Annotated in this window: 20 protein-coding genes; 5 read left to right on the top strand and 15 right to left on the bottom strand. The window is 73.9% G+C overall.

Annotated elements, in window-relative coordinates:
* Nucleotides 1–52: 52 nt before the first annotated feature.
* Nucleotides 53–562, top strand: a complete 510-nt coding sequence (locus ABZ716_RS21390; RefSeq protein WP_358813628.1) for a rhodanese-like domain-containing protein — start codon at nt 53–55, stop codon at nt 560–562.
* 79 nt (nt 563–641) lie between these two features.
* On the opposite strand, the gene ABZ716_RS21385 is transcribed toward ABZ716_RS21390, so the two are convergent.
* From ABZ716_RS21385 to ABZ716_RS21375, 3 genes are all read right to left on the bottom strand, one after another.
* Nucleotides 642–2,366, bottom strand: coding sequence for a DUF885 domain-containing protein (locus ABZ716_RS21385; protein WP_358813627.1), 1,725 nt, complete (start codon nt 2,364–2,366; stop codon nt 642–644).
* A gap of 35 nt (nt 2,367–2,401) precedes the next feature.
* Entirely contained in the window at nt 2,402–3,820 is a 1,419-nt protein-coding gene (locus ABZ716_RS21380) for a GNAT family N-acetyltransferase (RefSeq protein ID WP_358813626.1), read from the bottom strand.
* 163 nt (nt 3,821–3,983) lie between these two features.
* On the bottom strand, nt 3,984–5,573 hold the full coding sequence (locus tag ABZ716_RS21375; protein WP_358960913.1) for an alkaline phosphatase D family protein: 1,590 nt from the start codon (nt 5,571–5,573) through the stop codon (nt 3,984–3,986).
* A 384-nt stretch (nt 5,574–5,957) separates the two neighbouring features.
* Here ABZ716_RS21375 and ABZ716_RS21370 point away from each other — a divergent pair, with 384 nt between their 5' ends.
* Nucleotides 5,958–6,710 (top strand): GntR family transcriptional regulator, encoded by a 753-nt coding sequence (locus ABZ716_RS21370; RefSeq protein WP_351888167.1) that lies wholly within the window; start codon nt 5,958–5,960, stop codon nt 6,708–6,710.
* A gap of 675 nt (nt 6,711–7,385) precedes the next feature.
* Here ABZ716_RS21370 and ABZ716_RS21365 read toward each other — a convergent pair.
* From ABZ716_RS21365 to ABZ716_RS21355, 3 genes are all read right to left on the bottom strand, one after another.
* On the bottom strand, nt 7,386–8,537 hold the full coding sequence (locus tag ABZ716_RS21365) for an ROK family transcriptional regulator (RefSeq protein WP_358813624.1): 1,152 nt from the start codon (nt 8,535–8,537) through the stop codon (nt 7,386–7,388).
* A 77-nt stretch (nt 8,538–8,614) separates the two neighbouring features.
* Entirely contained in the window at nt 8,615–9,265 is a 651-nt protein-coding gene (locus ABZ716_RS21360) for a response regulator transcription factor (protein ID WP_355970693.1), read from the bottom strand.
* Between the two features lie 4 nt (nt 9,266–9,269).
* Complete coding sequence (locus ABZ716_RS21355; protein ID WP_358960854.1) at nt 9,270–10,451, bottom strand: histidine kinase; 1,182 nt, start codon at nt 10,449–10,451, stop codon at nt 9,270–9,272.
* A gap of 107 nt (nt 10,452–10,558) precedes the next feature.
* Between ABZ716_RS21355 and ABZ716_RS21350 the strand changes: the two genes are divergently transcribed.
* Genes ABZ716_RS21350 through ABZ716_RS21340 form a run of 3 tightly spaced genes read left to right on the top strand, consistent with a single transcriptional unit; the run spans nt 10,559 to nt 12,724 of the window.
* Nucleotides 10,559–11,470 carry an ATP-binding cassette domain-containing protein gene (locus tag ABZ716_RS21350; protein WP_358960852.1) on the top strand — a complete coding sequence of 304 codons (912 nt, stop codon included), beginning with the start codon at nt 10,559–10,561 and terminating at the stop codon, nt 11,468–11,470.
* 26 nt (nt 11,471–11,496) lie between these two features.
* On the top strand, nt 11,497–12,246 hold the full coding sequence (locus ABZ716_RS21345; protein ID WP_358813620.1) for an ABC transporter permease subunit: 750 nt from the start codon (nt 11,497–11,499) through the stop codon (nt 12,244–12,246).
* Nucleotides 12,247–12,286: 40 nt separating this feature from the next.
* Entirely contained in the window at nt 12,287–12,724 is a 438-nt protein-coding gene (locus tag ABZ716_RS21340) for a hypothetical protein (protein WP_358960849.1), read from the top strand.
* Here the strand turns inward: ABZ716_RS21340 and mug are convergent.
* The 9 genes from mug to bioB form a co-directional block, all read right to left on the bottom strand.
* Nucleotides 12,721–13,269 (bottom strand): G/U mismatch-specific DNA glycosylase, encoded by a 549-nt coding sequence (gene mug / locus ABZ716_RS21335; protein WP_358960910.1) that lies wholly within the window; start codon nt 13,267–13,269, stop codon nt 12,721–12,723. The two genes, ABZ716_RS21340 and mug, sit on opposite strands and share 4 nt — an antisense overlap.
* A complete protein-coding gene (gene purB / locus ABZ716_RS21330; RefSeq protein WP_358960846.1) occupies nt 13,266–14,699 on the bottom strand; it encodes an adenylosuccinate lyase in 1,434 nt (477 codons plus the stop codon). Before purB ends, mug begins: the two co-directional genes overlap by 4 nt.
* Nucleotides 14,700–14,770: 71 nt before the next feature.
* On the bottom strand, nt 14,771–15,553 hold the full coding sequence (locus ABZ716_RS21325; protein ID WP_358813617.1) for an SGNH/GDSL hydrolase family protein: 783 nt from the start codon (nt 15,551–15,553) through the stop codon (nt 14,771–14,773).
* A 66-nt stretch (nt 15,554–15,619) separates the two neighbouring features.
* On the bottom strand, nt 15,620–16,639 hold the full coding sequence (locus ABZ716_RS21320) for a hemolysin family protein (protein WP_358960844.1): 1,020 nt from the start codon (nt 16,637–16,639) through the stop codon (nt 15,620–15,622).
* A complete protein-coding gene (locus ABZ716_RS21315; RefSeq protein WP_358960841.1) occupies nt 16,636–17,976 on the bottom strand; it encodes a hemolysin family protein in 1,341 nt (446 codons plus the stop codon). Before ABZ716_RS21315 ends, ABZ716_RS21320 begins: the two co-directional genes overlap by 4 nt.
* A 198-nt stretch (nt 17,977–18,174) precedes the next feature.
* Nucleotides 18,175–18,834: a methyltransferase domain-containing protein gene (locus ABZ716_RS21310; protein WP_358960839.1), complete on the bottom strand. Its 660-nt coding sequence runs from the start codon at nt 18,832–18,834 to the stop codon at nt 18,175–18,177.
* Between the two features lie 149 nt (nt 18,835–18,983).
* Nucleotides 18,984–19,703, bottom strand: a complete 720-nt coding sequence (bioD, locus tag ABZ716_RS21305) for a dethiobiotin synthase (RefSeq protein WP_358813614.1) — start codon at nt 19,701–19,703, stop codon at nt 18,984–18,986.
* Between the two features lies 1 nt (nt 19,704).
* Nucleotides 19,705–20,937 (bottom strand): adenosylmethionine--8-amino-7-oxononanoate transaminase, encoded by a 1,233-nt coding sequence (locus tag ABZ716_RS21300; protein ID WP_358960907.1) that lies wholly within the window; start codon nt 20,935–20,937, stop codon nt 19,705–19,707.
* A 94-nt stretch (nt 20,938–21,031) separates the two neighbouring features.
* Entirely contained in the window at nt 21,032–22,309 is a 1,278-nt protein-coding gene (bioB, locus tag ABZ716_RS21295) for a biotin synthase BioB (protein WP_358960836.1), read from the bottom strand.
* Between the last annotated feature and the right edge of the window lie 100 nt (nt 22,310–22,409).

Genomic DNA, 22,409 nt, shown 5'->3' with positions numbered 1-22,409 from the left:
GGCCGGGGAATCCCACTTCCCGGGATGATCAACGGTTCGTAGATTCTGAGCCATGACGACGAACCACACGACCGCCCCCGCCCCCGCCAACCCCGTCCTGCGGGTGCCCCCGGCCAGCCCGGCCGCGGCCGCCGCCTACTTCGCGGCGAGCCTCGCCTTCCACGCGGACGTGTCCGACGTCGCCGCCGCCTTCGCGGCGCACCGCGAGCGGGGCGCCGACCTCGGCTTCCAACTGGTCGACTCCCGTTCCACCCCCTCCTGGGACCAAGCCCACGTGCCCGGCGCGATCCACCTGCCCACCGCCCTGATCCCCGAACAGGCCGGGAAGCTGCTCGACAAGAACCTCCCCGTCGTCACCTACTGCTGGGGCCCGGGCTGCAACGGCGGCGCCCGCTCCGCCCTCGCCCTCGCCGAACTCGGGTTCCAGGTCAAGGAGATGCTCGGCGGGATCGAGTACTGGATCCGCGAGGGCTTCGAGGTCGAGACCTGGCAGGGCAGCCAGCGGCGCCCGGAGGCCGACCCGCTGACCGCCCCGACCGACTCCGACGACTGCGGCTGCTGAAGCCCCGCCGGTACGTACGGCGACGGCCGCCCGCCCCCGGTGCGGGGAGCGGGCGGCCGTCGCCGCACGGGGGGAGGCGTCAGAGCCGGGAGAGCTCGTCCACCAGGTCGTCCAGGCCCAGCGAACCCTGCGACAGCGCCGCCATGTGCCACGCCTTCAGGTCGAAGGAATCACCGCGCGCGGCGCGGGCGTTGTCCCGGCCCAGCAGCCAGGCGCGCTCGCCCAGCTTGTAGCCGATCGCCTGCCCCGGCATCGACAGGTAGCGGGTCACCTCGCTCTCGATGAACTCCGCCGGCCGCCCGCTGTGCCGTGCGAAGAACTCCTGCGCCAGCTCCACGGTCCAGCGCTCGCCGGGGTGGAACGGGGAGTCCGCCGGGATCTCCAGCCCCAGGTGCATGCCGATGTCCACGATGACGCGGGCGGCACGCATCATCTGGCAGTCCAGGTAGCCCAGCCGCTGCTCGGCGTCCTTGAGGTAGCCCAGCTCGTCCATCAGACGCTCCGCGTACAGGGCCCAGCCCTCGGCGTTCGCGCTGACCAGGCCGACGCTCGCCTGGTAGCGCGACAGCTGGTCGGCCACGTGCGTCCACTGCGCCAGCTGGAGGTGGTGGCCCGGAACGCCCTCGTGGTACCAGGTGGAGACCAGGTCGTACACGGGGAAGCGGGTCTGGCCCATGGTGGGCAGCCAGGTGCGGCCCGGGCGGGAGAAGTCCTCGGAGGGGTTGGTGTAGTACGGGGCCGCGGCGCCGCCCGGGGGGGCGATCTTCGACTCGACCCGCTTGACCCGCTCGGCGAGCTCGAAGTGGGTGCCGTCGAGGTTCTCGATGGCCTCGTCCATCAGGCCCTGGAGCCATGCCTGGACCTCGTCCACGCCCTCGATGTGCGTGCCGTGCTCGTCCAGGTGGCGCAGGACGTTCCAGGGGTTCTCCTCGTCCGGGAGGATCTTGGCCGATTCGGCCTTCATCTCGGCGAGCAGGCGGTGGTATTCGGCCCAGCCGTAGGCGTACGCCTCGTCCAGGTCGAGGTCGGTGCCGTTGAAGTAGCGCGACCAGCGGGCGTAGCGCTCGCGGCCCACCGGGTCCGGGGCGCCGGCGACGGCCGGGGCGTACACGTCCCGCATCCAGTCGCGGAGTTCCACCACGGCGGCGGTCGCGGCGGCGGCCGCCGCGTCCAGCTCGGCGCGCAGGGAGTCGGGGCCGGCGGAGGCGAACTCCCCGAAGAAGTCCCGCTCGGCGTCGCCGTCCTGGCCGTTCCCGCCGGCCCAGGTGGTGAGCTGGCCGATGAAGGTGGCGGTGGGGCGGGGACCGCCGAGGAGCCCCCGCTCCAGGCCGAGGGCGAGGCTCTCGCGGTAGCCGGCGAAGGCGGCCGGGACGGCGCGCAGCCGCTCGGCGATGGCCGCCCAGTCCTCCTCGGTGTCGGCCGGGGTGAGGGTGAAGACCTCGCGGACCTCGTGGGCGGGGGAGTGGATGTTGCTGACCGCGCGCAGGTCCTCGTCGGCCTCGTGGACGGCGAGTTCGGCGTTCAGGCGCTCGCGCAGCAGGCGGCCGCAGCGGCGCTCGACGTCGGCGGCGGCGCCGGGCAGCCGCTCGGCCTCGTCGAGCCGTGCCAGGGTCCTGCGCGCGAGGCCGGCGGCCTCGGCGCGGCCGGCCGGGGAGAAGTCCGGAAGCTTGCCGGAGCTGGCGGCCACACCGAGGTAGGTGCCCACGATCGGGTTGATGGCGATGAGTTCGTCGACATAGGCATCGGCCACCTGGCGGGGCAGGAGGGCTGCGCTGTCGCTGTCACGAGGGAGGGTGTCTGACATGCGCACATCTTCGCAACGACGGCCCCCCTACGTCATCACCATACGGGCTTGTTCTCCTGACGGAGTCCGGATTCCGGACGCCGGCCGGCCCGCGAGGGCTCCAGCCTGGCCGTGATCACCAGGGTGCCCTCCTCGATCTGGTAGTCGAGGGGCAGGCCGAGGCCGCGCATGGCGGCGACCATGCCGGTGTTGGACGCCTGGGTGACGGCGTACACGCTGTCGCAGCCGGCTTCGGCGGCCATCGTGAGCAGCCGGCGCAGCAGCTCCGAACCGATGCCCCGGCGCTGCCAGTCGTCCTCGATGAGCAGCGCGACCTCCGTCTCGTCCCCGTCCCACAGCAGGTGGCCGAGGGCGACGAGCCGGCCGGAGGCGGTGGTGGCGGCCAGGGTGCGGCCGAAGCGGGGGCTGAGCAGGTGGCCGAGGTAGCGGTCGGCGTCGGCGACGGGCCCGTGGTAGCGCAGGGCGAGGGTGCGGTCGCTGCACCGGTCGTGCATGGCGCGGGCGGCCGCCAGGTCGGAGCCGTCGGCGCGGCGCACGGTGATCTCGTTGCCCTCGGGCAGGGTCAGCACGTGCCGGCTGCGCGGGACGCGGGGGCCGAGGCGGGCGTCGAGCTCGACGAGGGCCCGGGCGCGGGCGAACTCGGTGGGGGTGAAGGGCAGGTGGGGCCGCTCCACGGTGATCGCACCGCCGGAGGGGTCGCGCAGCCGCATGACGGTGGCCTCCAGGACGCCCTCGACGGGGGCGTCGCCGCCGGTGTTGGGGCGGCCGGAGAGGGTGGTGGCGGGGATGGACTGGATGGTGCAGCGGCCGAGCAGCTGGCGCAGGGCGAGGGGGAGTTCGGCGGCGTCCAGGGCGGTGCGGGTGGCCAGGCCCAGGACCCGGGTGGGGGTGTCCACCAGGTCGTGGGCGTCGGCGCGTTCGATCCAGGTGCTGCGTCCGCCGGCCTGGGCGACGGCGCGGGTCAGCTCGGGGGTGGCCAGGTGCTGGGGGGCGCGCAGCAGGAACTCGTCGACGGTGCCGCCCTCGGGGAGGGGGTGGGTCTGGAGGGTGAGGATGTCCACGCCGCTGCGGGCGAGGGCCGTGCACAGCGCCGCGAGGCTGCCGGGCTCGTCGCGTACGGTCGTCCGCATCCGCCAGAGGACCGCGGCGGCCGGTGCGGTGGCCGCCGGAGCCGGCCGCGCCGCCGCCGGGGCCGGATCCGAGGGGGCCGGGGCCTGCGGCGGCGGCGCATGGCTGTGACGGCGGGCCCACCAGGTGTGGAAGCCCGCCGTGACCAGGAGCGCGACGGCCGAGACGACCAGCAGGAGCGGGCCGCGGGGGCCGTGCGCGACGAGGTTGGCGATGCCGTCGGCGACGGCCACGGCGCAGAAGAGCGCGGCGAGTTCGACGAGGTCCCGGCGCCAGTGGTGGCGGTGGGGACGCGGGGCGCGCGGGGCAGGGTTACGGTCAGTCATGCACCCACTGTTGCGTTCGGGTGTTGCGTGATCACGAACGGTCTGTGACCGACTGGTTAAGTGTCACTCTGGCCGGTTTCTCCGGTTTCTTCTGGTTTTCCGGCCGGTTTCCGCTGGGGGACGCCGTGGGCCCCCTGTGGTGACGCACCTGTCCGGCGTGCTGTCACACCTGTCCGACACGGCCCGGCTGGAGCACCCGGGTGAAGAGGACGCCGCCTCCCTGGCGGCGCAGCCGCACCGTGAGCTCCCCGCTGTCGCCGTCGATCTCCACCTCGCCGTAGTACGGCGGGTTCTCCGCCGGGGACATGTTGGCGGCGGGCGCCGACTGGACGTATTCCGTCCGCGCTCCGAAGGTCGCGTCCAGCCTGCCCGCCGGGAAGCCGCCCGCGCCGATGGGGCCGGAGACGAACTCCCAGAACGGCGCGAAGTCGGCGAAGGCCGCGCGCTCGGGGGCGTAGTGGTTGGCGGCGGTGTAGTGGACGTCGGCGGTGAGCCAGAGGGTGCCCGTGATGTGCTGGTGCTTGATGTGGCGCAGGAGGTCGGCGATCTGGAGTTCACGCCCGAGCGGGGCCCCGGGGTCCCCCTGGGCGACCGCCTCGAAGTCGGTGGCCCCGTCCGGGACCACGATGCCCAGCGGCATGTCGGCGGCGATCACCTTCCAGGTCGCCCGGGAGCGCGAGAGCTCCCGCTTGAGCCAGGCCAGTTGCTCGGTCCCGAGGATGCCCACGGGGTCCTCGGTCTGGCGGCCGGGGGAGTTGGCGTCGCGGTAGGTGCGCATGTCGAGCACGAACACGTCCAGCAGCGGGCCGTGCCGCAGCACCCGGTACATCCGGCCCTCGGCCCGCCCGCCGCGCAGGTCGGTCACGGGGAAGTACTCCCCGAACGCCTGGCGGGCGCGGGCGGCGAGGGTGTCGACGTCCTTGACGGCGTAGCGCGGGTCGTCGAGCAGCTGGCCCGGGTACCAGTTGTTGCGCACCTCGTGGTCGTCCCACTGGGCGAGGACCGGGACCTGGGCGTAGAACTCGCGGAGGTTGTGGTCGAGGAGGTTGTAGCGGAAGTTCCCGCGGAACTCGGCGAGGGTCTCGGCGACCTTGGCCTTTTCCTCGGTGGTGACGTTGTGCCAGACGCGGCCGTCGGGCAGTGGCACGGCGGCCTTCAGGGGGCCGTCGGCGTAGATCGTGTCGCCGCTGAAGAGGAAGAAGTCGGGGTCGCGCAGCCGCATCTCGTCGAAGACGCGGTATCCGCCGAGCTCCGGGTTGATGCCCCAGCCCTGGCCCGCGAGGTCCCCCGACCACAGGAAGCGCACGTTCTGGCGGCGGGAGACGGGGGTGGTGCGGAAGCTGCCGCGCACCGGCTCGCTGCACCGCCGGGGGTCGTCGGGGTCGGTGAGCACGACCCGGTAGTGGATCTGCCGGCCGGGGGGCAGGTCGCGCAGGGTGGTGGTGCCGGTGAAGTCGGTGGCCGGGCCGAGGAAGGGACCTCCGTGGCGGCGGACGCCGTAGCGGAACGACTCGCTCGGGGAGGTCTCGACGTACATCCGCGCCGGCCGGTCGGAGCGCGTCCAGACGGTGGCCGAGTGGGCGGTGATCTCCCCGGACTGGACGCCCCAGAGGGCGGCCGGGCGGCCGGAGCGGGTGAAGGCGGGGACCCTCGGGGAGGCGGCCAGCGCGGGCGTGGCGAGAGCCGTGGAGAGGGCCAGGCCCACCGGGACGGCGAGCGATCCGCCGAGCAGGGACCTTCGGGTGTGCGGCATCGAGGCCATGGGTGCGGCTCCAGGGGCGGCAGGGGGGACGGCCGGACCAGTGTGCCGTCGCACACCGGACCGGCCGGGACGCCCACGCGAACCGTGGGTGAACACCCGTCAGCCGATCACGGGCGTGGGCTCGGGCGGGGCCGTGGGGGTCCCGGCGGCGCGAACATCCTGTGAACGTCTTGCTACATATGCCCGATCTGCCCCGCCGGGAGACGAGGATTGGTCTTGACCAAGGTGGTGCGCCGTCCTATCGTCGCAGGGATAGTGCAGGAACCTTTAATAAACAAGGACGCGGAACTGCGGCACGGAGCCGCCGCGGTGACTGCCGCGGAGACCGGCGCCGGACACGGCGATGCGACGGCGGCGATCGCAGGAGGAGTCAGGGTGGGGACCACGCAGCTCGAATCGGTACCGGAGCCGAAGTACTGGCACCTGAAGACCGTGCTCAGCGAGGCGCTGGACCGGGACTTCGCGGTCGGCGAGATCCTGCCGAACGAGCGTGAGCTCGCCGCGCGCTTCGGAGTCGCCCGCGCCACCCTGCGGCAGGCCCTGGAGCAGCTCGAACTCGAAGGCCGCCTGCAGCGCCGCCGCGGGGTCGGCACGACCGTCGCCCCGCCGCGCGTGGGCGTCGCCGTCGGCAGTACGGGGCAGGGCTGGCCCGGTGAGGACGCCGACGGCTGGGAGGCCGTCGACGCGGTCGAGGCCGTTCCGGCCGGCGCGGTCCTCGCGCTGCTGGGCACCGATGCCGGCCTGCCCGTCCACACCGTCCGGCGGACCCGGGTCACGCAGGGCCAGGTCGTCGCCGCCGAACTGCTGTACGTGCCCGCCGCCTCCGTGCCCGGGCTCTCCGCCATCGACGCCCCCGCCGGGCCCGCGCGGGCGCGCGCCGTGCTGCGGGAACTCCAGCGGCTCGCGCTCGACGGGCAGGACCGCTCGGTCGAGCTGGGCTCCGCCCGCGCCGACGACGCCAAGGAGCTGGACCGGCTGCCGGGCGCCCCGGTGCTCGTGGTGACCACCCGCTACTTCACCGCCGAGGGGACGGCCGCGGTCTCCGTGGCCACCTACCGCGCCGACACCTGCCGCCTGACCTTCGGCGACTCGGGCATGGAAATCACGGAAACCCGCGCGGCGTCCTGACGACCGGCCGGGCACTCCCCGCCGCCGGACGTACGGGGGCACCTGAGCGGGGGAGTGCCTGGACCGGCCTCCCCCGGAACCCTTTCCGTCCGGCGGGCTCCTTCCCGCCGGCCCGGCACGTGAGACGGCCGGCGCACGGAGGAATCCCGGCCGACGCTCCGCGCCACGGCAGCGACCCCGAGTCCGGAGCCGCCCCCGTCGCGCGGCCGCCGGGGTCAGCGGGCGGTGACGGTGTTCTCCCAGCCGCAACGGCCGCAGCTGCCCGGCTGGCAGGGCAACCGGTGACGTCGGTCTTCTCCGCGCCGGGGACCGCCCGTGCCGCCCGGCCGACGGGATCAGCTGGTGGTGACGGTCTTCTTTATGCCGGGCCGTCCCTGCCGTCCGGCCGGCGGTGACGGTGACCTCCGCGCGGAACCGCCGCTGTCACCCAGCCGACGGTGACGTCGCCTCCGAACCGGAACCCTCCTGCCGCCGGGCCGGCGGGGCCGGCCAGTGGTAACGCTAGCCTCGGCGCCGGACCTCCTGCCTCCGGACCTCCTGCCGCCGGTCCGACGGGGTCAGCGGGCGGTGACGCGCGCCTCAGAGCCGGAGTTCCTGCCGCCGGGCCGGCGGGGACCAGCCAGCGGTGACGCTCGCCTCCGCGGCGGGATCGTCCCTGCCGCCCGGCCGACGGGGTCAGCGGGCCGTGACGGTTTTCTCCACAGCGAACAGCTCCTGTTCCACGTGGTCCAGCGCGAGCCGCAGCGCCCCCGTGGCCACCGCGGCCTCGCCGAGCAGGGACAGAGCCACGCGGGGCGGTCGCAGGCAGTAACGTTCCAGCTCCCGCCGCAGGGGATCGAGTACCCCGTCCAGGCCGGCCGCCCAGCCGCCGACCACCACCAGCTCCGGATCCATCGCCAGCACCAGCGCCGCCACGTCGTGCACCAGCCGCTGGAGGAACCGGTCCACCGCGGCCACCGCCCGTCCGTCGCCCCGCTTGGCCTTCGCGAAGACCTCGGCGACCGCCGACTCGTCCAGCGGATGCAGCGGTTCGCCCGTGGTCGACAGCAGCCGCTCGGGGGTGGCCTCCCGTCCCAGCAGGTGTAGCGCGCCGATCTCGCCCGCCGCCCCGCCGAAGCCCCGGTGCAGCCGGCCGCCGATCAGGGAGCCCGCGCCCGGACTGAGGCCGGCCATGACGAACACGATGTCGTCCGTGTCCCGCGCCGCGCCCTTCCAGTGCTCCGCGACGGCCGCCGCGTTGGCATCGTTCTCCACCCGCACCGGGCAGCGGAAGGAGCGACGCAACCGCTCCCCGAGGGGCAGCCCGGTCCAGCCGGGCAGGGCCGTCCCGAGGCGGACCGTGCCGTCGGCCTCCACGATGCCGGGGCTGCCGACCCCGACCGCCCGCAGCGAGTCACGCGGGATACCGGCCCGGCGCAGCAGATCGGCCACCGCCGCCCGGACCCGCTCCAGCCGCTCGTCGGCCGACGCGGTCTCGGCCACGTCCTTCGTACCGGCCCCGATCACCCGGCCGTCGAGCCCCGACAGCAGCACCGCGACCCGGTGCGAGCCGATCTCGATCCCCAGCAGATGACCGGCCTCCGCCCGGAAGCGGAACCTCCTTGCCGGACGCCCCTGCCGCCGCGCGCCTTCCTCCGCGTCGGCCTCGACGACCAGGCCGGCGCCCATCAGACCCTCCACCACCCCCTCGACCGTCGGCCGGGAGAGCCCGGTCACCCGGGTGAGGTCGGTGAGGGTCGGCGCCTCGGCCGCGCGCAGCGCGCGCAGCACCACGGCCGAATTGATTCGCCTGAGCAGAGAGGGATCCCCGCCGGTCAGCTGCCCCAACGTGTGTCCTCCCAGCTAGCGGCCCTGTCAGCGGGATCGTACTGCGCCTGCGGAACGGCGGCGAGAAGCGGCCCCCCTCAGGCCGGGGAGACGAATCCCGACTCGTACGCCGTGATCACCGCCTGGGTCCGGTCACGCGCCCCCAGCTTGCCCAGGATCGCGCTGACATGCGACTTGACCGTCTCCGTGCCGACGATCAGCTCCCGGGCGATCTCCACGTTGGTCAGCCCCCGCGCCATCAGCCGCAGGACCGCCTCCTCCCGCTCGGTCAGCGCGGCCCGCTCCAGGACCGCCCGGGCCTGCCGGTTCCCGTACTCGGCGGCGAGGGACCTCACGGCCGCGGGGAACAGCAGCGTCTCCCCCTCCGCCACCAGCCGCACCGCGTGCACGATCTCCGCCGGCCGGGCCCGCTTCAGCAGGAACCCGTCCGCCCCCGCCCGCAGCGCCTGGTAGACGTACTCGTCGTTCTCGAAGGTCGTCACCACGATGATCTTCGGCGGTGAGTCCACCGACCGCAGGACCGCCCGGGTCGCCTCGATCCCGTCGAGCAGCGGCATCCGCACGTCCATCGCCACCACGTCCGGCCGCAGTTGACGGACCAGGGGGATGACCGAGGCCCCGTCCGCGGCCTCACCCACCACCTCGATGTCGGGCTGGGCGTCCAGGACGGCGCGCAGACCCGCACGCACCAGGGGTTCGTCATCGACGAGCAGTACGGTAACCGGCATCCGATCAGCGTATTCGCTCCAGCGGAAGCCGCGCGAGCACTCTCCAACCGCCTTCGTACGGACCGGTTTCGGCCTCGCCGCCGAGCAGTGACGCCCGCTCCCGGATCCCGCGCAGCCCGCTTCCCCCGCCCGCACTGACGCGGGGCAGCTCCGGCAGCGGGTTCGTCACCTCCAGCTCCAGCCGACCCCCGGCCATCGCCACCCGCACCCGGACCGGAACGGGGCCGCAGTGGCGCAGTACGTTCGTGAGCGCCTCCTGCAGGATCCGGTACCCCTCACGGGTGACGGGGCCGGGCAGCTTCTCCAGCGGGCCCCTGAGCTCGGCCTCCACCGGGGCCCCCGAGGCGCGGGCCGACTCCAGCAGCCGGTCCGCCTCCGCCAGCGTCGGCCGCTGCGAGGCCGGCTGCGCGGACTCCCGCAGCACCAGCAGCACCCGCTCCAGGTCCTCCAGCGCGGCCCGCCCCGTCTCCTCGATGGCGCTCAGCGCCCGGTCGGTGAACTCCGGGTCCCCGGCGGCCCGGGCGGCGCCCGCCTGGACCACGGCGACGGTCAGCGCGTGCCCGATGGAGTCGTGCAGCTCCCGCGCGATGCGGTTGCGCTCCAGCAGCTGCTCCGTACGCGCCTCCAGCGCCGACAGCCGCTCGGCGGCCGACGGCCCCAGCAGCCGGCCGGCCAGCAGGGTGACCAGTTCCCCGAGCAGGACCACGACCACCAGGAGCAGGAGCAGGGGCAGGGGTGCCAGGAGGGCCGCGGCCCAGGGGCTGATCGTGGACGGCAGCAGCCACTCCGGTCCACCACGGGGCCCGTACCCGCTGGCGAACCCGATGAGGTCGACGCTGGTGACCGGCAGCCAAACCGTGGCGAACAGGGCGACCGAGGAGAGAACCATCCTGACCTCCAGCCACAGGAGGGTCCTCCAGCGGTCACCCCAGCGCGCGGACGGCTCCGCGCTGATCGTGCCCCCGGCCCCGTCCCGCTCGTACGGGGCGAGCAGGAACCGCGCCTGGAGCCCCTCGGCCATCCGCACCCAGGGCACGAAGCCGAACGGCGCCACGATCAGCAGCGGCATCCACGGCGTGCCGGGCCCTATGAACATCCACACCGCCAGCAGCAGCACGGGTACGCACAGATGCAACCAGCGGGAATAGGTCACCGGTTGGAACGGGGCACGCAGGAGTCGGTACATGACCTCATCGTGGCAGCGCCTGGTGACCGGGCGTCTCCCCCGTACGGGGGAGACGGCACCCTCGCATGGGGGAGGGAGGGGGAGCGGCCGGCGAGGAGTCTTGAGCCATGAACAGCATCGAATTCCGCGAACTGACCAAGGTCTACGGCCCCTCACCGGCCATCGACCACCTCACTTTCGACGTCCTGCCCGGACGGGTCACCGGCTTCCTCGGGCCCAACGGGGCCGGGAAGTCGACGACGATGCGTCTGCTGCTCGGCCTGGACCGCCCGACCTCGGGCACGGCCACGGTCGGCGGACAGCGCTACCGCGAACTCCGCGACCCGCTGCGCCGGGTCGGAGCGCTCCTGGACGCCCAGGCGGCCCATGGGGGACGGACCGCGCGGGACCACCTGCGGATGCTCGCTGCCGCCGCCCGGATTCCGGCGAGCCGGGTACAGGCGGTCATGGAGCAGGCGGGCATCGCCTCGGTGGCCGGGCGGCGGATCAGCTCCTTCTCCCTCGGCATGCGCCAACGCCTGGGCATCGCCTCGGCCCTGCTCGGCGACCCGGAGGTCCTGCTGCTGGACGAGCCCACCAACGGCCTCGATCCGGAGGGCATCGTCTGGATCCGCGAGCTGCTGCGCGACCTGGCCGCGGACGGCCGCACGGTCCTGGTCTCCAGCCACCTGATGTCGGAGACCGCGGCCTTCGCCGACCACCTGGTGGTCCTCGGGCGCGGCCGGCTGCTGGCCGACACCTCGATGGAGGAGTTCATCGACGCCCGCAGCGCCCCGCGGGTGCGGCTGCGCACCTCCGAGCCGGCCCGGCTCCGGGAGGCCCTGGGCCGGGAGGGGTTCGAGCTGGCCGGCGCCGACGGCGGGGGCTGGACCGTCGAGGGCATACAGGCCGAGCGGCTCGGCCGGCTCGCCGCCGGCGCGGGGATACCCGTGCTGGAACTTTCCGACGAGCGGGCCTCGCTGGAGCAGGCGTACCTCGACCTGACCGCCGAGCACGCCCAGTTCACCGCCACCCGCTGACCCCCCACCCCGAAGGAGGCTTCGCCATGAGCACCGCTCTGCCCACCCGCCCCGTCCTGCACTCGGAGTGGATCAAGATACGGTCCCTGCGCGGCAGTTCCACCGCGCTGATCCTTATCCTGGCCGCGACGGTCGGCATCCAGGCGCTGGCCGCCGCCGCGATAGGCCGGGCCGAGAAGGGCGCCCTGGGGGAGGACCCCCTCTTCGCCGCCTACTACGGCATCCTCTTCGGTCAGATCGCCGCCATGGCCTTCGGTGCGACCGCCCTGTCGGCCGAGTTCCACAACGGCGCCCTGCGCACCTCGCTCGCGGCCGTGCCGAGCCGTACCCGGTTCTACCTGTCGAAGATGGCGGTGATCGGCGGACTGGCTCTGGCCGTGGGCCAGGTCACCGGCTTCCTCACCTTCGTCGCCGGCCAGGCCCTCATGGGTCCGTACGCCCTCCACCTCGGCGATCGGGGCAGCTACCGGGCCATCGTGGGCAGCGGCCTCTACCTCACTCTGATCGCCCTGTTCGCGGCTGGGCTGACCGCTCTGCTCCGCAGCGGAGCGCTCGTGCTGAGCCTGCTCATACCCTTCGTCCTGATGGTGTCCTTCGTCGTCGGCGCTGCCTCCGGCGGTGTGGCCGAGTTCCTGCCGGACCGGGCGGGGCAGTTGGTGATGCACAGCCAGGCCGGGGGTCATCTGGGGCCGTGGAGCGGGCTGGGCGTCCTGGCGCTGTGGGCCGGTGTCGCGCTGGCCGGCGGCTGGATGGCGGTGCGGCGCAGGGCGGCCTGACGCAGGGCCAGTTGTCAGTGGTCGCCGGGATACTGACGACATGACCACGGCAGAGCATCTCGACACGATCGACCGGCTCCGGGCCACGGCCTTCCCGACCGCGCCGGAAGACGGGCCGGCCTACGGCGGCGGCCCGGGACACCACCTGGTCACGCTCGGCCGCACCCGGGACTTCTGGGACGACGACGGTTCGGGCCGACAGGAGGCGGCCGACCAGATCGCCGCCGAGTACGGGGCGCTGACCCAGGCGCTGACCGACCGGTGGGGGGAGCCGCAGGTGTTCGCGGTGGGCTCCCTGCTGGACCGGGAGCTCGAAGGGGAAGGGATACCGGAGCCCTGGGACGGGATATGCAACACCACCGACCACGTACACCTGTGGCGGGTCGGGGAGCAGTGGCTGGTGGCGTACGTCGCGCAGTGGGACAAGGAGTTCCCGTACCTGCTGACGGCGGTGGTCACCGTGGTCGACCCGCCCTAGAAGCCCTGGGAACCTTCCGCGGCCTCGCGGAGGCGGGCGAACTCATCGGCCATGGTGGCGGCCGTCCAGTGGGCGTTGAGGCCGCTGGGGTTGGGGAGGACCCAGACGCGGGTGGCGCCGATGGTGCGCTCCTGGGGGCCGACGTTGGCCTTCTTCTCGCCGAAGGCCGTGCGGTACGCGGTTATGCCGACCACGGCCAGCCACTGGGGGCGCAGGCGTTCCACCTTGGCCGTCAGGATCCGGCCGCCCTCGCGGAACTCCTCGGCGCTGAGCTCGTCGGCGCGGGCGGTGGCCCGGGCGACGACGTTGGTGATGCCGAGGCCGTAGGAGAGCAGCTCCTCCTGCTCGGCGGGGGCCAGTCGCCGGGGCGTGAAGCCGGACAGGTGCAGGACCGGCCAGAAGCGGTTGCCGGGGCGGGCGAAGTGGTGGCCCGTCGCGGCGGAGAGGAGGCCCGGGTTGATACCGCAGAACAGCACGCGCAGACCGCCCGCGACCACATCCGGGAGGACGCGGTCACGGGCGGCTTCGAGCTCTTCGGGGGTCAGAGGATCGACCCGGGGGCGTAGCCGGCGGCTTCCGGGTGCTCCTTGGCGATGGCCTCGATGCGCGAGACCACGCCGGCGACCTGGTCGCCCGCGGCGCCCGTGAAGGACAGCTTGTCGGCCATCAGGGCGTCCAGCTGCGCGCGGTCCAGCGGCATCCGCTCGTCGGCCGCGAGCTTGTCGAGGAGCTCGTTGCGCTCGGCGCCCTGCTCGCGCATGGCCAGGGCGGAGGCGACGGCGTGCTCCTTGATGACCTCGTGCGCGGCCTCGCGGCCCACACCGGCGCGCACCGCGCCCATCAGGACCTTGGTGGTCGCGAGGAACGGCAGGTAGCGGTCCAGCTCGCGGGCCACGACGGCCGGGAAGGCGCCGAACTCGTCGAGGACCGTCAGGAAGGTCTCCAGCAGGCCGTCGAAGGCGAAGAAGGCGTCCGGCAGGGCCACCCGGCGGACGACGGAGCAGGAGACGTCACCCTCGTTCCACTGGTCGCCGGCCAGCTCGCCCGTCATCGAGGCGTAGCCGCGCAGGATGACCATGAGGCCGTTCACGCGCTCGCAGGAGCGGGTGTTCATCTTGTGCGGCATCGCCGAGGAGCCGACCTGGCCGGGCTTGAAGCCCTCGGTCACCAGCTCGTGGCCGGCCATCAGGCGGATCGTCTTCGCGATCGACGACGGGGCGGCGGCCAGCTGCACCAGGGCGGTGACCACGTCGTAGTCGAGGGAGCGGGGGTAGACCTGGCCGACCGAGGTGAAGGCGTGCGAGAAGCCGAGGTGGGCGGCGATGCGCTGCTCCAGGTCGGCCAGCTTGGCGGCGTCGCCGCCCAGCAGGTCGAGCATGTCCTGGGCGGTGCCGACCGGGCCCTTGATCCCCCGCAGCGGGTAGCGCTGGAGCAGGTTCTCCAGGCGGTCGTAGGCGACCAGCAGCTCGTCGGCGGCGGTCGCGAAGCGCTTGCCCAGGGTGGTGGCCTGCGCGGCGACGTTGTGGGAGCGGCCGGCCATGACCAGCTCGGCGTGCTCGCCCGCGAGCTTGCCCAGGCGGGCCAGGACGGCGACGGTGCGGTCGCGGGCCAGCTCCAGCGAGAGCCGGATCTGCAGCTGCTCGACGTTCTCGGTGAGGTCGCGGGAGGTCATGCCCTTGTGGACGTGCTCGTGGCCGGCGAGGGCGTTGAACTCCTCGATCCGGGCCTTCACGTCGTGCCGGGTGACCTTCTCGCGCTCGGCGATGGAGGCGAGGTCGACGGTCTCCAGGACGCGCTCGTAGTCGGCGAGGGCGGCGTCCGGGACCTCGATGCCGAGGTCCTTCTGGGCGCGCAGGACGGCGAGCCACAGCCGCCGCTCCAGCGTCACCTTGTACTCGGGGGACCACAGGACGGCGAGCTCCGCGGAGGCGTAGCGGCCGGCCAGGACATTGGGGATGCGGGGCTTGGCTGTCACGTGTAGGGATTCTACTGGGGCCGGAGCTGTGCGTTTGCGCAGGTAGGGGCACCGCAGGCAATTGTGGCTTGCTACAAGAGCGGCGGGGTCCCGTACGGCAGAAGCTCCGGCCGCTTCGGCGGGCGGCCGTCGCCCGAGGAGCGGCCCGTCAGCCGGCGGCCGATCCAGGGCAGCAGGTGCCGCTTCGCGAAGCGCAGGTCCTCGGTACGCCGCACGCCCCACCCCGGGACGGCGGCCGGCGGGAGCGCCCGCGCCCAGTCCTCCTCGGCGGGCAGGCCCAGGGCCTGCCAGACGGCCTCCGCCACCCGCCGGTGGCCCTCGCCCGTCAGGTGCAGCCGGTCGGCGTCCCACAGCCGCGGATCACCCAGCGCCGGGGCCCCGTACAGGTCCACCAGCAGGGCCCCGTGGCGGGCGGAGAGCTCTTCGAGGATGCCGAAGAGCTCCTCCATGCGCGGCCGGAACCGTTCCATCACCGGACCGCTCCGGCCCGGCGAGCGCATCAGGACGAGCCGCTCGCAGGACGGCGCCAGCAGCTCCACCGCGGCCTCCAGGTGACCCCGGACCCGCCCCATGTCCACCTTGGGCCGCAGGGCGTCGTTCAGGCCGCCCACCAGCGTCACCACATCCGCGCTCATCGCCGCGGCGGCCGGGGCCTGCTCCTCGGCGATCTGCCCGATCAGCTTCCCGCGCACCGCGAGGTTCGCGTAGCGGAAGCCCGGCTCCCGCGCCGCCAGCCGGGTGGCGAGGAGGTCGGCCCAGCCCCGGTAGGAGCCGTCGGGCAGCAGGTCGGACATCCCCTCCGTGAAGGAATCACCGACCGCGACGAAACTGGTGTACGACACATTCATCCCCATGGCCCAGCGATGCTACCGGGCGGTACGCCGACCGTGCGGCCCGGGCCGGGGAGAAGGCGCTCGGCTCTAGGCCGAGGCCGGCTTGCCGAAGAGCTCGCGCAGCACGTCCTCCATCGTCACCAGCCCCGTCATGGCCCCGCCCGCCCCGAGGACCGCCGCCAGGTGCGTGCGACCGGCCCGCATGGCGGTCAGGACGTCGTCCAGCGGGGTCTCCGCCCGTACCTGGGCGATCGGGCGCAGCGCCCGCACCGAAAAGGGCTCGTCGCGCTCGACCACGTCCAGGGCGTCCTTGACGTGCAGGTAGCCCAGGATCCGCCGCTGGCCGTCGACCACCGGGAAGCGGGAGTAGCCCGACTGGGCCGACAGCCGCTCCAGTCCGGCGGCGGTGATGCCCTGCCGGGCCGTGACCACCCGGTCCACCGGCAGCACCACATCGGCGACCGGCCGGCGCCCCAGTTCCAGCGCGTCGTGCAGCCGTGCGCTCGCCCGGCCGTCGATCAGCCCGGCATCGCTGGAGTCCTTGACGATTCGGGCCAGCTCGTCGTCCGAGAACGTGGCCGCGACCTCGCTCTTCGCGTCGACCCGCAACAGCCTCAGGAGGGTGTTGGCGAAGGCGTTGACCGAGAAGATGACGGGCCTCAGCGCATGGGTCATCGCCACCAGCGGCGGGCCCAGCAGCAGCGCGGTGCGCACCGGCTCCGCCAGTGCGACGTTCTTGGGCACCATCTCGCCGAACAGCATGTGCAGGTAGGTGGCCAGGGCCAGCGCGACCACGAAGGAGATCGCGTGCGCCACGCCGGACGGCACCCCGACGGCATCGAGCAGCGGGCTCAGCAGGTGGGCGATGGCCGGCTCGGCGACCACGCCCAGCACCAGGGTGCACAGGGTGATGCCCAGCTGGGCCGCCGCCATCAGCGCCGACACGTGCTCCAGGCCCCACACGACCGCGCGGGCCCGCCGGTCGCCCTGCTCGGCATACGGCTCGATCTGGCTGCGCCGGACCGAGATCAGCGCGAACTCCGCGCCGACGAAGAAGGCGTTGACGACCAGCGTCGCCAGGCCGATCAGCAGCTGTACCGCGGTCATCGCTCCCCCTCCGGGTCCTCGGTATCGGGCAGGTCGGCGGGCGCGTGCAGCAGCACGCGCGCGGCGCGGCGGCCGCTCGCGTCCACCACGTCCAGGCGCCAGCCGTCCAGCTCCAGCCCGTCCCCGACGGCCGGGATCCGGCCCAGCTCGGCGGCTATCAGTCCGGCCAGGGTCTCGTACGGGCCCTCCGGCACGCGCAGTCCGATCCGCCGGAGCTGGTCGGTGCGGGCCGCGCCGTCGGCCGCGTACAGGGCGCGGCCGGACTCGTCCGTTCCGGCGGGCGCCAGGTCGGCGGTCTCGTGCGGGTCGTGCTCGTCGCGCACCTCGCCGACGACCTCCTCGACGATGTCCTCCAGGGTGGCCACGCCGGCCGTGCCGCCGTACTCGTCGATCACCACGGCCATCGTCTGCCGGCCGGAGAGCCGGTCCAGCAGCCGGTCCACGGTCAGCGACTCGGGCACCAGGAGGGGCTCGCGCAGCAGCCGGGACACCGGGTGGTGGCGGCGCTCCTCGGCGGGCAGGGCCAGCACGTCCTTGATGTGGACCGTCCCGACGACGGTGTCCAGGCTGCCCCGGTAGACGGGGAAGCGCGACAGGCCGGTGGCCATGGTCGCGTTGGCCACGTCCTCGGCGGTGGTCTGCACGTCGAGGGCGGTGACCTGCACGCGCGGGGTCATCACGTTCTCGGCGGTCAGATCGGCCAGGTTCAGGGTCCGCACGAACAGCTCGGCCGTGTCCTTCTCCAGCGCGCCCGCCTTGGCGGAGTGCCGGGCCAGGGCCACCAGCTCCTCGGGGCTGCGCGCGGAGGCCAGCTCCTCGGCGGGCTCCAGGCCCAGCCGGCGGACCAGGTGGTTGGCGGTGGAGTTGAGGTGGCTGATCAGGGGCCTGAAAGCGCGGCTGAACACCCGCTGCATGGTCGCCACGCGCTTGGCGATGGCCAGCGGGGAGGAGATCGCCCAGTTCTTGGGGACCAGCTCGCCGACGACCATCAGCACCACGGTCGACACGACGGTGGCGAGGACCAGGGCGGTGGAGGCGGCGGCGGAGGGCGGCAGGCCGAGGGCCTCGAACGGGCCCGTGAGCAGCGCGGCGAGCGACGGCTTGGAGAGCATGCCGATGACCAGGCCGGTCACGGTGATGCCGAGCTGGGCGCCGGAGAGCTGGAAGGTCAGGCTGCGGACGGCCGCCAGCGCGCTGTCCGCGCCGCGCTCGCCGCGCTCGACGGCCCCTTCGAGCTCACTGCGCTCGACGGTGGTCAGCGAGAACTCGGCGGCGACGAACACCCCGCAGGCGAGGCAGAGCAGCAGCGCCACGACGAGCAGGACCACTTCGGTCATCGGTCGATCACCTCCGTCCCATGATCGGCCAGAGGGACGGGTGTCGCGCGATGTCGCGTGGGACTGGGAGGCTCGCCCATGGGCGGACGCTCACACCTTTCGGCCGGGGGAGGCTCGGAGGGCCTGGAGGGCTTCCGAGGGGCCCGGGCGGGCCCTGTCCCCTCATCGTAAAGGAAAGGCAAAGGCTCCGGCTGCCCGTCAGTCGTCGGAGCGCCGGGCCGAGCCGATGACGCAGTACGAGGTCGGGAGGGCCGGACCGCGCTCGGGCAGGCGGAAGGAGCGGTGCGAGACGATCCGGAAGCCGGCCGCCTCGATCGCGGCGAGCGGGTCCCGGGCGGTGTGGCAGCCGCCGAACAGGCGCGGCCACACCGTACGGTCGAGCGCCCGCTGCACGCAGGCCATGCCGGGGCCGGGGGCCACCCCGTGCTCCAGGAACCGCAGCTCGGCTCCGGGGCGGAGTACCCGGTGCAGTTCGCTGAGGGAGCGCGGCAGGTTCCGTACCGTGCACAGCACCAGTGAGGCGACCGCGGCGTCGAACGCCTCGCTCTTGACCGGGAGGGCCTCGGCGACCCCCGGTACGAGGTCCACCGGCACCTCGGCGCGCAGCGCGGCGGACGCCGCGAGGCGGCGCAGGGTGCGTTCCGGTTCGACGGCCACGACCTCGGAGACGGAGCGCGGGTAGTGGGCGAAGTTCAGGCCGTTGCCGGCGCCGATCTCGATGACGCGGCCGGACACCCCCCGCAGGAGCTCCTCGCGCAGGGCCGCCATCCCGGCGTGGCTTTCGGCGGCCGCGCTGGCGCGGGCGTAGAACCGGGCGAAGCAGGGGTGGTGGACGGGATCGGGCGCTGGTGCGGGCATGGGCGGCCTCCGGGCGCGGATCGGGGGCTGACGGGCGGACACACGTGTACCCTCCGGGGCCTGTTCCCCACCCCGCCGTGCCGCGAAACCGCCGGAGAACCGCTTCCCCGGCCCGGCGCCCGTCCGTGCGGGCCCCGGGCCGGGCGGGGTCAGGCCGGCCAGGCGGCCAGGAAGGCGTCCGCCGACCACGTGCCGTCCAGCGCCGGGGCCAGCCAGGTGGGAGCGGCCTCGCGGAAGGCGGGCGGGGGCAGGGTGCCCGCGCCCTGGGGGACGGCGCCCAGGAGGGGGAGGCCGGAGACCTGCGGGAGGTCGGCCAGGTTGCAGCGGGAGGCCAGGTCGGGGGAGTCCGGCCAGCTGCCCACCACCACCCCGAGCCCGTGCAGCCCCCGTGCGCTCAGGGCCTCCGCCGTCAGGGCCGTGGAGTTGAGCGTGCCGAGCCCCGCCGGGGCCACCACCAGCACCGGCGCCGCCAGCAGCCGCGCCGCGTCGGCCAGGGTGTGGCCCTCCTCGTCGAAGCGGACCAGCAGCCCGCCCGCGCCCTCCACCAGAACCAGGTCGTGCGTCGCGGCCAGCTCCCGCGCCGCCTCCGCGATCCGCTCGGGGGCCAGCGTCGGCAGCCCGGAGCGCCGGGCGGCCGTGTCGGGGGCGAGCGGCTCGGGGTAGCGGGCCAGCTCCCGCGCCGTCACCGCCGGGCCGGCCAGACGGACGGCCTCGGCGGCGTCGCCCGGCTCGTCCGGCCCCACGCCCGTCTGCGCGGGCTTGAGCACCGCCACCGAGTGCCCGGCGGCCACGGCCGCCGCCGCGACGGCCGAGGTGACCACCGTCTTGCCGATTTCCGTGCCCGTACCGGACACGACGATCACGGACATCTCATCCCTCCCGGGCCGCGGCCACGGCCGCGCGGCAGATACGGGCGACATCGGCGTCACCGGTGACGAACGGCGGCATCATGTAGACCAGGTCGCGGAACGGGCGCAGCCACACGCCCTCCCGGACGGCGGCCCGGGTCGCGGCCCAGACGTCCACGGGGTGGTCGAGCTGGATCACACCGATGGCGCCCAGCACCCGTACGTCCTTCACCCCCGGCAGCCCGGAGGCCGCCGCGAGGCCCTCGCGCAGGCCCGTCTCGATGCGCTTGACCTCGCCCGCCCAGTCCTGGCCGAGCAGCAGCTCCACGGAGGCCAGGGCCACGGCGGCGGCGAGGGGGTTGCCCATGAAGGTGGGCCCGTGCGCCAGCACCGGCACCTCGCCCCGCGAGATCCCCTCGGCGACCTTCCCGGTGCACAAGGTGGCGGCGAGCGTGAGGTACCCGCCCGTCAGGGCCTTGCCGAGGCACATCACGTCCGGGGTGATCCCGGCGTGGCCGGCCGCGAAGAGCTCGCCGGTACGGCCGAACCCGGTCGCGATCTCGTCGAGGACCAGCAGCACCCCGTACTCGTCGCACAGCTCGCGCAGCACCCGCAGGTAGCCCGGGTTGTGGAAGCGCATACCGCCCGCGCCCTGCACCACCGGCTCCACGATCACCGCGGCCAGCTCGTCCGCGTGCGCGGCGACCAGGGAGCGCAGGTGGGCGGTGTACGCGGGGTCCACGGGGGAGTCGAAGTCCCCGGGCGGCGGGTCCGCGAAGACCTGCCGCGGCAGGTGGCCCTGCCACAGCTCGTGCATCCCGCCCTCGGGGTCGCACACGGACATCGGCTGCCAGGTGTCCCCGTGGTAGCCGCCGCGCCAGGTCAGCAGCCGGGTCTTGCCCGTCCGCCCCAGCGAGCGCCAGTACTGCAGGCACATCTTCACGGCGACCTCGACGGACACCGATCCCGAATCGGCGAGGAAGACGTGCTCCAGCCCGGGCGGGGTGATCTCGACCAGCCGGGCGGCCAGCCGGACGGCGGGCTCGTGGGTGAGCCCGCCGAACATCACGTGCGACATCCGGCCCAGCTGGGCGGTGGCCGCCTCGTTGAGCGCCGGGTGGTTGTAGCCGTGGATGGCCGACCACCAGGAGGACATCCCGTCGACCAGCTCCCGCTGCCCCTGCGCCGGCGCGGCCAGGCGCAGCCGGACCCCCGAGGCGGAGGAGACCACGAGGGCCTCCTGCCGCCCGGGCATCGGTCCGTACGGGTGCCAGACGTGCCGGCGGTCCAGGGCCAGCAGGCCGGCCGTGGCGGAGCCGGGGTCGAGCGGGTCGTGCAGGGGGTACGGATCACGCATTGGGGGCGAGATCCGTCCCCGCGCCGCGGCGGCGCACCGCCACCAGGTCCGAGCGCACCTCGCCCGGCTCGGCCTGAGCCGGAGCCGCCGCCTGCGCGGGGGCCTGCGCCACGGCCGGGGCCTCCTCGGCGTGGCCCGCGCAGCCGCCGCAGGCCGAACCGCAGCCGGGCGCCTGCGCGTCCGCCGCCGGGCCGCAGCCGCCGGAGCCCGCGGCCGAGCCGCACACACCGCCCGCGTGGGCGGCGGCCGCGGCCTGGGCGGCGTCCGCGCGGTGGGCGGGCAGGGTCGTGGTCCCGGCGCCCTCCACCTCGAAGCCGGCGTCCGCGATCATGTCGAGGTCGGCCTGGCCGGCCTGGCCCTCGCTGGTGAGGTAGTCGCCGAGGAAGATGGAGTTGGCCACATGCAGCGCGAGCGGCTGCAACGAGCGCAGGTGCACCTCGCGGCCGCCGGCGATGCGGACCTCCACGTCCGGGCAGACGAACCGGACCATCGCCAGGATCCGCAGGCAGCGCTGCGGGGTGAGGTTCCACTCCTTGGCCAGCGGGGTGCCCTCGAAGGGGATCAGGAAGTTGACCGGCACGGAGTCGGAGTCCAGCTCGCGCAGCGAGAAGACGACGTCGACCAGGTCCTCGTCGCTCTCGCCCATACCGGCGATCAGGCCGGAGCAGGCCGACAGACCCGCCGCGTGGGCCTTCTGCACGGTGTCGACGCGGTCGGCGTAGGTGTGCGTCTTGGTGATCTGCCCGTACGTGGCCTCGGAGGTGTTGAGGTTGTGGTTGTAGGCGTCGGCGCCCGCCTCGCGCAGCTTCTCGGCCTGGCCGTCGGAGAGCAGACCCAGACAGGCGCACACCTCCACGCCCTCGTTCTGCTCCTTGATGGCGGCGATGGTCTCGCCGACGCGGGCCACGTCGCGGTCGGTCGGACCGCGGCCGCTCGCCACGAGACAGACCCGCTTGGCGCCGCCGGCGACCCCGGCCGCCGCGGCCTGGGACGCCTCATCGGGCTTCAGCCAGGTGTACTTGAGGATCTCGGCCTTCGACCCCAGGCGCTGGGAGCAGTACGAGCAGTCCTCGGGGCAGAGCCCCGACTTCAGGTTGACCAGGTAGTTCAGCTTGACGCGGCGCCCGAACCACTGGCGGCGCACCTTGCCGGCCGCGGCCACCACGTCGAGCAGTTCGTCGTCGGAGGTCGCCAGAACGGCGAGCGCCTCTTCACGGGTCGGCAGCTCGCGCCGCAGCCCCTTGTCCACCAGGGTGTTCAGCAGGTCCATGCGCCCGATCCTGTCCCACGCGACCACTCCCGGCCAAGGAGAGATCGGACAACATGGCCGGATGGGAGTGTGTGGATCGCCACACCGGCCCCTCGGGCGA

It is taken from the genome of Streptomyces sp. NPDC006687, from assembly GCF_040636215.1.
Taxonomy (GTDB): Bacteria; Actinomycetota; Actinomycetes; order Streptomycetales; family Streptomycetaceae; genus Streptomyces.
Note: the sequence above shows the minus strand (reverse complement) of the source record. Positions and strands in the feature narration are given on the sequence as shown.